Origin of the sequence: Flagellimonas myxillae (assembly GCF_023502235.1) — a bacterium.
Classification (GTDB): domain Bacteria; phylum Bacteroidota; class Bacteroidia; order Flavobacteriales; family Flavobacteriaceae; genus Flagellimonas; species Flagellimonas myxillae.
Genome location: NZ_JAMFLY010000001.1, coordinates 296,128 through 308,630, shown reverse-complemented (window position 1 = coordinate 308,630; position 12,503 = coordinate 296,128). Strand labels below are relative to the sequence as shown.

Here is a 12,503-nt window from a genome sequence, read left to right as displayed (position 1 = left end):
ATGTACAATTGGTGCAAACTTTGTGTATGCCTGCTATGCTTTTCTTTAAGCATAATTGGTTGTAAATCCGAAGCCAAAAAAGAAATAAAGACCAAGGCTGTTTCCTTCACAAAGGAAGGGGAGCTGAGCATTCGTAAAGCGGAAAGTGATTCGGTTTTGGTTGCCTTGGATATTGAAATTGCCGAAACCGATTATGAAACCCAGACTGGTTTGATGTATCGGGAGTCCATGCAAAATGGTCAGGGAATGCTGTTTATATTTCCAGATGTGACCCATCATTCTTTTTATATGAAGAATACCCAATTTGCCTTGGACATTATTTATATCGATGAAAACCTGGAGATTGAAAGTTTTCAGAAGAATGCCCAACCCTTGGATGAAACAGGACTTCCGTCCCAAGGCCCCATCAAATATGTTTTGGAAGTCAATGCGGGATTATCAGACCAATGGGGATTGGAAGTCGGGGATACTGTGGAATATTCCAGAAACTAGATGGCTACCCTACTCTTAGAAAACCAAAGTTCGGAACGACTTATGTTCCGAAAGTTGCTCCAAGAGGATTTCGATTCTTGGTTGCCTTTTTACCACGATTCGCGTTCTACGGAATTCTGGGAGGGATTGCCCTCCGACCCCAAGGAAGCATGCCAACAACAATTTGACCGGGTTTTTGAACGGTACGATCAAGGACTTGGTGGGATGAACGCTTTGATTCTGAAAAAGACAGGGCAACTGATAGGTTTGTGCGGACTACTTGTACAGACCGTGGACGAAATTCAGGAATTGGAAATCGGATATTCCGTGCTTCCGGAATTCTGGCTGCAGGGATTTGCTTTTGAAGCGGCCAACAAATGTAAGGTGCATGCCTTTGACCATCAATTGTCCACCTCATTGATTTCCATCATCCATATAGACAATATCCCATCCCAGAAGGTGGCCATTAAAAACGGAATGTTCCTGGATAAAACTACAAGCTATAAGGACAATCCTGTACATATTTTTAGGGTTAATCAAGGATAATTTCTAATTTGAAATCCTTTACGCCAACATGGACCAACCTAAAAGTTTTGCCATTCTCACCAATAATACTTCCAAGACCAAATCTTTGGTGAGTAACCTATTGAATGGATCCCATTCTAAGGAATTTCAAAGCTTGGAAAATAAACTTGGACTGTTATTTTCCAAGTCTGAGATTTATCGTTTCATGGATGAGGAAGAACGGCACGATGTAAAGATCATTACCAAGGAGACCGAACAGTCCTTGAAGACCATGAGCAGTGGGGAACAAAAAAAGGCATTGCTCAAATATCTGCTCTCCCAAAATCCTGACTTTTTGGTACTCGTAAATCCCTACGACAACCTGGATGTAGCGACCCAAGCCAGTTTAAAAGAGCAGCTTATGGCCATAGCCAAATCCACTATTTTGGTCCAGGTAATCAGTCGGCTGAATGATTTTTTACCTATAAACTCCGAATATTTCAATCTAAAAAATGGGGAACTTATTGGGTATTCCGATTCCAACGCCTTTTTTTCCTCGAACAGACAGGATACCCAAAGATTTCAAGAAGCCATTCCCCCTCCCATCAATACCATTGAAGTCACAACGGATGCATTGGTCAGTTTTAAGGATGTTTCGGTCAGTTTTGATGGCAGGCAAGTTTTGGACCAAATCAATTGGACCATAAAAAAAGGGGAATTTTGGCAGCTCATTGGTCCAAATGGTAGTGGTAAAACCACGCTTTTGTCCATGATCACTGGAGATAGTCACAAAGGCTATGGAAAGGACCTTACGCTGTTTGGTCAGAGAAAAGGAAGTGGGGAAAGCGTTTGGGAACTTAAAAGCAAGATTGGATACTTTACCCCTTCCATGACCGACAAGTTTAATGGATATCACAGTGTGGAGCATATGCTAGTTTCTGGATTCCATGATTCCGTAGGACTCTATATCCGACCTTCAGACCATGAAAAAAGAGTTGCCAAAGCTTGGTTGAAACTTTTGGGAATGGAAGACAAGAAAGGGACCCAGTTCCTTGAACTTACCCAAGGTCAAAAACGGCTGGTGATGACCGCCCGGGCCATGGTAAAACATCCTCCTTTGCTTATCCTCGATGAACCAACAGCTGGGCTGGACGATGCCAACGCCTCCCTGTTCATTGCCTTGGTAAATAAAATTGCCCTGGAAAGTAACACTACCATTGTTTTTGTCTCCCACAGGAAAGAAATTGGACTGGAACCCCAATATGATTATATTTTGGAAATGAGGGAAACCGGCTCCATCGGATATGTCAAATAATCCTAAAAATGAAAAAGGAAGAAATCACCGAACAGCTTACCATCAACCACAAGGCCTTTGCGCAGAAAATTGAAGGTTTAACGGAGAAGGATTTTGTACGTATTCCAGGCAGTAAATGGACCTCTGGCCAGCAATTGGACCATATTTTAAAATCGGTAATCCCAACAGCTAAAATCTTTAACAGCGACCCATCAGTCCTGGAATCCAAATTTGGATTGGCCGAACAGCCGAGCAGGAGTTACCAAATTTTGGTGAACGATTATTTAAAGGTGCTGGAAAACTTAAAGGATTTTGTACTTCCCGAAAGGTTTGTTCCCACCAAAATTACATTTGAACACAGGAAATCGGCCCTAGCGGAACTTATGGGCGCCGTGGAATTACTGAATTCTGGTATAGCCCAACTCGATGAAACCACTTTGGACTCCCATGCAGTATTGCATCCGGCCATGGGGAAATTGACGCTACGGGAGATGCTTTATTTCACCATCTATCACGTGACCCACCACGATCGACAAATACTGGACAACCTCAAAAACAATCCGGTATGATTCAACTAAGGGAAGCCACACCGGATGACGCTGTCATCATCTCCTTATTGGCCCGGTTTACTTTTACAGAAACCTTTGGGCATTATTTTACCGATCCGACCGATTTGGAAAAATATTTGGACCAGACATTTAAAGTTCCAAAATTGCGGGCTAGTTTGGCTAAACCAAAGAACATATTCTGGTTGGCTTATGTGGATGAACTTCCCGTTGGCTATGCCAAGCTTAAATTGGATTCCCCAAGTCCGTTTTTGGATGCTGATAGGGTCTGTCAACTTCAGAAAATTTATGTATTGAAGGATTTCCTTTCCCAAAAAATTGGTTTAGAACTTCAAAACGTTTTACTTGATAAAGCAAAAACGCTTGGATTTCAAAAAATCTGGCTTTCCGTTTTAAAAGAGAATACCCGGGCCATCCGATTCTACCTAAAAAATGGGTTCAATACGGTAGGTGATCATCACTTCAGTATTGGACAGGAGGATTTTGATTTCCAGGTCATGGTCAAGGAATTAACCTAAATTTGAGTCTATGCGCGAAAAGGTCCTACAGATTTACGATAAAGTGGTCGCCGCCAATCCCAATTTTGACCGTAAGGGAAAGACCATGCCCTATACCTCGGCAAATGGTTATATGTTCTCGTTGCTCAACAAGGATGGCGAACTGGGAGTTAGACTATCAAAAGAAGACAGGCAAGCTTTTGACCAGGCTTATGGAGCGCTGCCTTTTAAATCGCATGGTGCCGTTTTGAGGGAATATGTATTGATATCGGATGCCGTGTTGGACAATAGCAAAGTATTGGGCGATTACCTTCAAAGAGGGTATGATTATGTACAATCACTACCCCCAAAGTAAGCATTTGCCCCATGTGGTTTTACGATTTATCCAAGGTGGAAAGGCAAACATTGATGAGTCCATTCTTTACATAAACCCAAATAAAAAAGCCATCAATATTGAATTAATGGCTTTCTTAAATTATAGAATTTCAACTATTCCTTAGCTGAACTGATTTTCTTTTTCAAGGCATCAAACATTATTGGCGTTGCAATGAATACGGAGGAGTAGGTACCCACTAAAACACCTATGATCATTGCAAACATAAATCCTCGTAGGCTCTCTCCTCCAAAAGTGAAGATGGCCAATAACACGATCAAAGTTGTTAAGGACGTATTCAATGTTCTACTCAAGGTGCTGTTCAAGGCTTCGTTAATGTTCTTACCGTTGTTCCAACCCTTCAGATTGACAATTTCACGAATACGGTCGAACACCACCACGGTATCATTCAAGGAATAACCGATCACCGTTAGGATGGCCGCAATAAAGGCCTGATCGATTTCCATGTTAAAGGGCATGATCTTTCCGGTGAGGGAAAAGATACCCAATACGAACATTACATCGTGGAATACCGCAATAACGGCTCCTAGGGAGAACTGCCATTTTCTAAAACGCAACAGAATATAAAGGAACACCACCACCAAGGAACCGATAATGGCCAAGAAAGCATTGTTCTTGATATCATCAGCGATGGTCGGCCCTACCTTAACAGATTGCATGATACCGATGGATTTCTCAGAAGCACCTACGGTGAAATCTTCGTACGAAGTACCATCGGGTAAATATTTTTGCAATGCAGTATATAATTTATCCTGAATTTCATTGTCCACCTCGATTCCCTCAACGTCTACCTTATATGGAGTGGTCACTTTTATTTGATTGGCTTCACCAAAGGTTTTTACATTGGTGCCGCTTCCAAATTCTGTATTCAACTCGGAGGCAATCTCTGATGGATTGACCGCTTTTTCGAATCGAATTTGGTAGGAACGTCCTCCTGCAAAGTCTACCCCAGGTTGTAACCCGGTGGTCAACAAAGAGAAAATACCAACTCCGACCAAAATGAATGAGGCCACATATGCAATTTTTCGCTTGCCCAGGAAGTTAATGCTCAAGTTCCTGAACAGGTTCTTGGTCAAAGAAGTTGAGAAATCCAAGGTTCTTCCTTTTTTGGCGATATAGGTATCCACCATCAATCGGGTGATAAATATGGCGGTGAACAAGGATGTCACAATACCGATCAAAAGGGTGGTTGCAAATCCTTTGATGGGTCCAGAACCAAATATAAATAGGATAATCGCTGTTAAACCTGTGGTTATGTTGGCATCCAAAATGGAGGACAAGGCATTGCTAAATCCATCCGTCACGGCCTGGGATTTACCCTTTCCTCTTGCCAATTCTTCCTTGACACGTTCGAAGATCAGTACGTTGGCATCTACCGACATACCAATGGTCAACACGATACCCGCGATACCAGGTAAGGTCAACACTGCTCCAAGACTTGTCAACACCCCAAAAATCAATAGGATGTTCAAGATCAAGGCGATATCTGCAAAGATTCCAGCTTTTCCATAATAGAATATCATCCATAGCAATACAAAGGCCATGGCAATCAAGAACGACATAAAACCACTGTCGATGGCTTCTTGCCCAAGTGATGGTCCCACTACTTCCGATTGGATAATTTCTGCAGAGGCCGGAAGTTTACCCGCCCTTAAAACATTGGCGATATCCTTGGTCTCGTTAACGGTAAAAGTTCCGGTAATTTCCGAACGTCCACCTGAAATAGGTCCGCTGGAAACCCCAGGAGCAGTATACACTTTATTATCCAATACAATGGCAATCCCGGTTTGGTTGTTGAAGGCATCGCCGGTCAACTTTTCCCATTCCTTGGCCCCCTTGGTATTCATCGTCATCCCTACCGAAGGCTTGTTGTACTGGTCAAAAGAATCTTGTGCATCGGACACTACATCCCCACTAATTCTTGGGGTATTGTCACGATTGGACTTTAGTGCATATAATTCTACAATCTCAGAATCCTTGGCCGGTCTCTCCCACAGGAATTTGGTAAACTGCACATCGCTGGGCAACAACCTTCTGATCTCGCGCATTCTTAGATATCCTCCAATTTCCGCCGTATCTGAAACCAAAGCCCTTGCGATGGCATGGCTACCAGGATTTCCTGGAATTAGTTTCCCCAATAGTGGGTTCAGTTGTGGTGTAAGGTCCAAGGAATCTTGTGCCACATCGGACAACAGGGAATCAATCTCAGATTCTGGAGTGGCCTCTGCCACTTCCTCCTCTTCAACAGGTTCCAAAATTTCCTTAAGTCTTTCATTGGCATTTATAAAGAAGGTGCCCAAGCTTTGGTTGCTCTGCGAATAGGTTTCCCAAAATTCCAATTGAGCGGTACTGGACAACAACTCCTGTGCCCTTGCAATATCCCGAGCACCGGGCAATTCAACCAGAATACGTCCGGAATTCCCCTCCCGCTGAATATTGGGCTGGGTCACTCCAAAACCATCGATACGCTCACGTAGCACCTCAAATGCAGAAACGATGGACTCATCAATTTTTGTTCGGATGATTGGTTTAACCTGGTCATCCGTCATTTGGAAATTGATAACATCGCTAAGGCCCTTGTTGGCAAAAATATCCGGGGAAGCCAGTTTGGTGTCTCCCTTGATAGCATCAAAAGCATCAAAAAACAACTCCAAATAAGTGTCGGGGCTGTTCTTGGAAGCGGTATCCGCATCGGATAGCGCCTTATTGAAAACTGGATTCTTGGAATCGTTTGATAACCCTTTCAAGATATCCTTTACGGAAATCTGAAGGGTCACATTAATACCTCCTTTAAGGTCCAATCCTTTATTAAGTTCCTTCTTTTTTGCGTCATCATAACTTGTGAAACCCAAAATAGGATTGCTCCCAATGGAATCCAGATACGATGCCTCTAAAGCCTCACGCTTAGTCACATAATCATCCTCAGCTTCCGAAATCCGGCTAATGGCGAATGTCTCAGCATCTTTTTCCAACCTACTTGTGATGAAGGTGTAGGAAAGCTGATAGATGCTCACCAAACCAAAAAGGAGCGCGAAAAGCTTTATAAGTCCTTTATTCTGCATTGATTATTAAATTTTTATGATGTTTTGCTAAACAGCGTGCAAATATATCATTTCCGATAAGATTTGCCAATAGAAATTAGGGGAATTGCAATATGGGGAGGGCAGCAAAACTGTTAAAACAAAAATGTCATTTCGAATCCGGGGGATGGGAAATCCAACGATGAATTTCTCCCTACCGTCGAAATGACATTTAAGTTTATGGAAATTTAGCTTAAAGCTGCAATAGTCCGTTGGTTTTTTTCACACCTTCGGCACTTTCATGCATTTTCGCCTTTTCGGCATCCGATAACTCTATTTCCACGATTTTTTCAATTCCGTTTCTACCCAATATTACAGGTACACCAATGCTCAAATCATCCAAGCCGTATTCACCTTCCAACAAGGCAGAGCAAGGGAACATTTTCTTTTGATCGCACGCAATGGCCTGCACCAATCCAGAAACGGCAGCTCCGGGAGCATACCAGGCACTGGTACCCAATAGTTTGGTCAAGGTAGCACCACCAACTTTGGTTTCTTCAACGACCCATTGCATTTTATCTTCGGAAAGGAACTCGGAAACCTTTACGCTGTTTCGGGTAGCATGGCCAATTAGCGGTACCATCCCTTTATCGCTGTGTCCACCGATCACCATTCCGTCAACATCCGAAATGGGAGATTCCAAGGCTTCTGCCAAACGATATTTGAAACGTGCGCTGTCCAAAGCCCCACCCATACCAATAATTCTGTTTTTGGGTAGATCTGTAGTCTTGTGCACCAAATAGGTCATGGTATCCATTGGGTTACTCACCACAATAATTATAGTGTTTGGGGAGTGTTCCAAAAGGCTTGATGCCACGGATTTTACAATCCCAGCATTGATTCCAATAAGTTCTTCCCTGGTCATTCCCGGTTTTCTAGGTATCCCAGAGGTAATCACGGCAACATCGCTACCAGCAGTTTTGGAGTAATCCCCAGTTGTTCCAGTGATTTTGGTATCAAAACCATTCAACGAGGCTGTCTGCATCAAGTCCATGGCCTTCCCTTCGGCATATCCTTCCTTGATGTCCAACAAAACAACTTCAGACGCAAAATTTTTCATGGCAATATATTCGGCACAACTGGCCCCAACTGCACCTGCTCCAACTACGGTAACTTTCATTTTTATAAGATTTAATTTTAAACGCTCAAAAATAAGGCATTTGAAGCAGATAAAACCTGACTTTTCACCATTTTAAGGCAGTTTTAGCTTCACTAACAAATTGTAGGTAAAATACTCACAATGTTAACAAATTGTGCAGTTCAACGAAGAAATTGGAAAGGAGGGTACCGTACGTCGATTTTGTAACAATACTTCGTCCCGGATTACCGTTGTAGTAGTCCCAAATCAGATTTAACCTACTTAAACTATGAAAAAGTTCTTTTCATTGTTGGCCATTGCATCCATTATTGCGATCAGCAACTGTACAAGTATTCCTGAGAACAATGATCCCATTCTTGGGATTTGGGTCAGGAACGATGCCAATTTGGACAACAACAAGAGCGGAAATGCTTCCCGAGAAGAGTGGATTTTTAACGACGTTTACCTAGGTCGATATCAAAGCTACTCCAATTCCAGCCTTACATACTATACCGATTTTAAATGGTCTGAGGAAAATGGTGTTTACACCATTACGTATTCCGATGAGCAGGTTTCGGATGTTATTGTAAGTCTTGAAAAATCAACTGATCCAGAAATTTTAGCCTTGGAGAATGGTTCCGTCTTCGCCACCAGGGAATAGATGAAGACACGCCATATGAAAATAGGAGGCCCCGACGAATGTCGGGGCCTTCTTTATATGCATACTTGTGGAATACTCTTTTTTATCGGAATCCAAAGTTAATACCAAAGGTCAAGGTACTAAACTCCGCAATGTTGTAATCTGCATTTATCCTGAAGAAACCCAATTTGAGTTTGGTTCCAATATTTCCAGACACCCCACTTACCTTATTACTGATATTGAACGGGTCGGTATATACAATGGGTTGGGCAATGGTCTCAATTTCGTACCTACCCAAGATGTTGGTATCCGCCTTTCCAGTGATGTAGTTCAACCCTCCGTAGAAATTGATTACGGGCAAACGGGTGGACACTACTGCGCTAAAGTTCCAAGAACTAAATGCTGCATCTATCCTTTGATCTTCTCCTGCAATAACATCGGTACTGGTAAAATTGTACTCTCCGCTAAGATTGGTGTATCCAATTACGGCAGAAATTGCAACAGGCAATATCTTGTCCGCGGGAAGATGTTTGGTAAAATCGTGCTGGATTCCAAATCCATACAATCCGATTTTAACGTCATCGGTATTGATTTTGGGAAGAAACCTTGCCTTTACCTCGGTTCCCTTGATAAGACCAACACTGGCCTGAATGTAACCTGAGGGAACAAAATTCAAGTCTTCCGAAGAAAGTCCGGACGGAAGCTCAAAAGTGGCACTGACGGGTTGACCCTGCACCAACGCATTAATGGCTACGTCCACACCTTCAATATCGCCTAAGGCTGTGGCCACCTCTTTGGAAATACTACCGTCCACAAAGGTGAGGTTTTCGTAATCTGCGGTGTTGAGGGTAAATGATTTTTTATCGCTCTTGTTTTTGAAACCCGTGATGTTTCCAACTATTGAAATTTCAAATCCACCCAAGGGCTTCGCATCGGCCGAATTGTACCATCCATTGGAGATACTGTAAACACCGGCTTCGGTGACCGGGGCCAACCAAGAAGTTGTGAATCGCTCAGCATCGTTTAATCCAGCCGCCAATAAGTCGTTCAAATTGGACTGGGCCATTCCTAGCGAAAAACTAGAAAATGTAAGTAAAAGAACTATCTTTTTCATTCTGTGAGGTTTTTCCCAAAACTATGAAACTACCCCTTTGGGGCCGACTTTTTGTTGTGAAACGCTATTATCTATATACTTAGCCGTATTTCTGTGATGGCAATTCTATTGTATTTGATGAAATCACCTACAACCAAACCATGTTTGACCAGCATTCCCAAAGTCGGTTGGTTGGCTTAATTACGTTGTCTGTCGCCCCTCCCCCTTGGGTAATCTATTCTTTTTGGGCCGTTTGTTCCAAATCTTTAATTTTTCACGATAAATCATATTTCATGGGAAAATCTTGGAACATTAAACTAAACCTAATTTTAGCCTGTATCCTGTTGGGAACAGCTGCCCACGCACAAAAGCGTCAAGGCAATATTGTTGAGTATTTTGGAAAGGAAAAAATTAACGATGTCAAAGAGGGCAAAGTAATCCATTTGTTCAAGGAGGCCCTTTACCTTCCCACCAAAAGAAATGCCCTAAACTCCATTTCGTTTCCCACCGACAAGGTCTTCAAGGATTTTTTAATGAGCTCCAAGACCGTATCCGAAGGTGAAATTGGCCATATTGACCATACCGGTTCCGCCCAACGATGGACCAATATCGAGGTGGACACCAGCAGTACTTTCAACAACCCATCGCTCCGTGGTTCCTATGTATACTTAAGTTATAGGTCCAATGCTGAAACCACCGTTCTATTTGAGGCTTCCGGACATACCCAAGCCATCATCAATGGTTTTCCCCACGAAGGGGACTATTATGATTTCGGTTATAGCCTGATTCCTATTAAACTAAAAAAAGGGGTCAATGTTTTTGTGGTTAAAGTTGGGCGATTCCCCAGGGTACGCGCCCGATTGATACAACCAAAAGCAGGGGTTCTTATTACGCAGCGCGACATGACCCTTCCAGACCTTCTTGTTGAAGAAGCTATCACCTACCAGGGTGCCATTCGGGTTATAAATGCATCAACCACTTGGGTCAGGGATCATAAAATACAAACGGAACACATGGGCAAAACATCTATTTCAGCAATTCCTGCCATTCCCCCTATGTGCGTGCGCAAGGTTGCTTTTGAAATCCCATCTTTGGAAACCGGTGTTACCCCTCGAAAATCCAACCTAAAACTTAAACTCCTTGGAGCTATCGGTAATGCCTTGGACGAACAAGAAATTGCCATTGATATCAAATCCAAATACGGAAAACACAAACGCACATTTATCAGTCAAATGGACAATAGCGTGCAGTATTTCAGCGTAGCGCCTTCCTCCAGCAAGGACCTTGAAAATGGGGCGCTTTTCTTGTCTGTGCACGGGGCATCGGTTGAAGCTGTAAACCAGGCTAATGCCTACAAACAAAAAGACTGGGGGCATGTAGTGGCGCCCACCAACCGAAGACCATTTGGTTTTGCTTGGGAGGATTGGGGCAGATTGGACGCCTTGGAAGTTTTGGCGGAAGGTAAACGTATCTACCGACCCGACCCACAGAAAGTATATCTTACCGGGCATTCCATGGGTGGACATGGCACTTGGTATCTTGGTGCCACCTACCCGGATAAATTTGCAGCCATTGCACCCTGTGCAGGGTATCCAGATTTATTGGGTTATCGCGATAGCTTTGTAAAAAGGGCCTTAAGTGCCAGTAAGGAAGAGCTTAAGCGATGGGGCATTACGCCCAAAATGTTGGAAGAGATGCAAAAGAAACCCCAGCTAACGGCCATGGACCACATGATCCAACGAGCCGGAAACCCAAGTAGGACCTTAAAATTGAAGCGCAACTACCTGCAACATGGTATTTATGTGCTCCATGGGGAAAAAGACAATGTAGTGCCCACCTTTATTGCGAGGGAAATGAGGCAGGTACTTGGCAAGTTCCATCCCGATTTTACCTATTACGAGTATCCGGGCGGAACACATTGGTACGGGGACCACAGCATGGATTGGCCTCCTATATTCGACCTTTTTAAACAACGAACCATTCCACAAGATTCGGAAATCCAAAAGATGGAGTTTTACACCGCCTCTCCGGGTGTTTCGGCCACTTCACATTTTGCAACCATCTTACAGCAACAAAAACCATTCGAAGTAAGTTCGGTGGATTTTACCCGAGAAAATGGAATTTCGATACAAACAAACAATGTAAGCTCGTTACAATTGGATTGGCAAGACTTGGGAGCAGACTCCAAATCCCTTCAGATTGATGACACCAAACTAGAGGTCACCCCTGCAGACCATGTATATCTGAAAAACAACAATGGTTCTTGGGAACAAAGCGTTAAACCATCCTACCAAGAAAAAGGACCCCATAGAAATGGGGGGTTCAAGGATGCATTCAATAACCAAATGGTTTTCGTTTATGCCACAAAGGGAACAGCAACGGAAAATGACTGGTTCTATAATAAAGCCCGTTTGGATGCTGAAACCTTTTATTACAGAGCCAACGGGTCTGTTGAATTGGTCGCCGATGTCGACTTCAAAACCAGAGCTTATTCCAATAGAAATGTGGTCATCTATGGCAATAGCGATAACAATGCTGCATGGAACAAACTTTTAAAAGATTTTCCTGTTGTAGTCAAGAACAATGAGGTGGTATTAAACAAAAAATCCGTAAAGGGGAATCAATGGGGAATGTACTTTATTGCACCCAGACCGGATAGTGACACAGCCAGTGTTGGGGTGGTAACTGCAACTGGTATTGATGGAATGAAAGCCATTTACAGCAACCACTACCTATTGAACGGAACATCGTATCCCGATTTGCTTTTGTTTAGCAATGATATTATGGAATATGGAACGGACGCTGTTAAATGTGCCGGTTTCTTTGGAAACGATTGGTCGTTTGAAAACGGAACGTTCGAGTGGCACTGATGTGTTTGCTGATTTA

The 12,503-nt window shown here is 43.1% G+C and carries 11 protein-coding genes; 8 read left to right on the top strand and 3 right to left on the bottom strand.

Translation table 11 applies throughout. The features are described 5' to 3' along the window. Genes M3P07_RS01450 through M3P07_RS01425 form a run of 6 tightly spaced genes read left to right on the top strand, consistent with a single transcriptional unit; the run spans window position 1 to window position 3,687 of the window. The gene (locus M3P07_RS01450) at window positions 1-492 is read left to right on the top strand and encodes a DUF192 domain-containing protein (RefSeq protein ID WP_249968117.1); all 492 of its coding nucleotides are present in this window, start codon (window positions 1-3) and stop codon (window positions 490-492) included. Beyond that, window positions 493-1,017, top strand: a complete 525-nt coding sequence (locus tag M3P07_RS01445; protein ID WP_249968116.1) for a GNAT family N-acetyltransferase — start codon at window positions 493-495, stop codon at window positions 1,015-1,017. 28 nt (window positions 1,018-1,045) lie between these two features. Then, entirely contained in the window at window positions 1,046-2,290 is a 1,245-nt protein-coding gene (locus M3P07_RS01440) for an ATP-binding cassette domain-containing protein (RefSeq protein WP_249968115.1), read from the top strand. An 8-nt stretch (window positions 2,291-2,298) separates the two neighbouring features. Beyond that, a complete protein-coding gene (locus M3P07_RS01435; protein ID WP_249968114.1) occupies window positions 2,299-2,838 on the top strand; it encodes a DinB family protein in 540 nt (179 codons plus the stop codon). Further along, on the top strand, window positions 2,835-3,353 hold the full coding sequence (locus M3P07_RS01430) for a GNAT family N-acetyltransferase (RefSeq protein WP_249968113.1): 519 nt from the start codon (window positions 2,835-2,837) through the stop codon (window positions 3,351-3,353). Before M3P07_RS01435 ends, M3P07_RS01430 begins: the two co-directional genes overlap by 4 nt. Before the next feature lie 10 nt (window positions 3,354-3,363). Then, entirely contained in the window at window positions 3,364-3,687 is a 324-nt protein-coding gene (locus M3P07_RS01425) for a hypothetical protein (RefSeq protein WP_249968112.1), read from the top strand. Between the two features lie 134 nt (window positions 3,688-3,821). Here M3P07_RS01425 and secDF read toward each other — a convergent pair whose 3' ends face one another. Both secDF and mdh read right to left on the bottom strand, forming a co-directional pair. Next, window positions 3,822-6,788, bottom strand: coding sequence for a protein translocase subunit SecDF (gene secDF / locus M3P07_RS01420; protein ID WP_249968111.1), 2,967 nt, complete (start codon window positions 6,786-6,788; stop codon window positions 3,822-3,824). Between the two features lie 211 nt (window positions 6,789-6,999). Continuing rightward, on the bottom strand, window positions 7,000-7,926 hold the full coding sequence (mdh, locus tag M3P07_RS01415) for a malate dehydrogenase (RefSeq protein ID WP_249968110.1): 927 nt from the start codon (window positions 7,924-7,926) through the stop codon (window positions 7,000-7,002). Between the two features lie 247 nt (window positions 7,927-8,173). Between mdh and M3P07_RS01410 the strand changes: the two genes are divergently transcribed. Then, a complete protein-coding gene (locus tag M3P07_RS01410; protein ID WP_249968109.1) occupies window positions 8,174-8,545 on the top strand; it encodes a hypothetical protein in 372 nt (123 codons plus the stop codon). Window positions 8,546-8,627: 82 nt separating this feature from the next. Here the strand turns inward: M3P07_RS01410 and M3P07_RS01405 are convergent, their stop codons facing one another. Next, window positions 8,628-9,638 carry a DUF6588 family protein gene (locus M3P07_RS01405; RefSeq protein ID WP_249968108.1) on the bottom strand — a complete coding sequence of 337 codons (1,011 nt, stop codon included), beginning with the start codon at window positions 9,636-9,638 and terminating at the stop codon, window positions 8,628-8,630. Between the two features lie 272 nt (window positions 9,639-9,910). On the opposite strand from M3P07_RS01405, the gene M3P07_RS01400 reads away from it, so the two are divergent. Then, window positions 9,911-12,487, top strand: coding sequence for a carboxylesterase family protein (locus tag M3P07_RS01400; protein ID WP_249968107.1), 2,577 nt, complete (start codon window positions 9,911-9,913; stop codon window positions 12,485-12,487). The last annotated feature ends 16 nt before the right edge of the window (window positions 12,488-12,503 follow it).

Excerpts from the sequence above, each read along its gene's own strand:
- M3P07_RS01450 (WP_249968117.1), top strand. The coding sequence starts at position 1 with ATGTACAATTGGTGCAAACTTTGTGTATGCCTGCTATGCTTTTCTTTA.
- M3P07_RS01445 (WP_249968116.1), top strand. The coding sequence starts at position 493 with ATGGCTACCCTACTCTTAGAAAACCAAAGTTCGGAACGACTTATGTTC.
- M3P07_RS01440 (WP_249968115.1), top strand. The coding sequence starts at position 1,046 with ATGGACCAACCTAAAAGTTTTGCCATTCTCACCAATAATACTTCCAAG.
- M3P07_RS01435 (WP_249968114.1), top strand. The coding sequence starts at position 2,299 with ATGAAAAAGGAAGAAATCACCGAACAGCTTACCATCAACCACAAGGCC.
- M3P07_RS01430 (WP_249968113.1), top strand. The coding sequence starts at position 2,835 with ATGATTCAACTAAGGGAAGCCACACCGGATGACGCTGTCATCATCTCC.
- M3P07_RS01425 (WP_249968112.1), top strand. The coding sequence starts at position 3,364 with ATGCGCGAAAAGGTCCTACAGATTTACGATAAAGTGGTCGCCGCCAAT.
- secDF (WP_249968111.1), bottom strand. The coding sequence starts at position 6,788 with ATGCAGAATAAAGGACTTATAAAGCTTTTCGCGCTCCTTTTTGGTTTG.
- mdh (WP_249968110.1), bottom strand. The coding sequence starts at position 7,926 with ATGAAAGTTACCGTAGTTGGAGCAGGTGCAGTTGGGGCCAGTTGTGCC.
- M3P07_RS01410 (WP_249968109.1), top strand. The coding sequence starts at position 8,174 with ATGAAAAAGTTCTTTTCATTGTTGGCCATTGCATCCATTATTGCGATC.
- M3P07_RS01405 (WP_249968108.1), bottom strand. The coding sequence starts at position 9,638 with ATGAAAAAGATAGTTCTTTTACTTACATTTTCTAGTTTTTCGCTAGGA.
- M3P07_RS01400 (WP_249968107.1), top strand. The coding sequence starts at position 9,911 with ATGGGAAAATCTTGGAACATTAAACTAAACCTAATTTTAGCCTGTATC.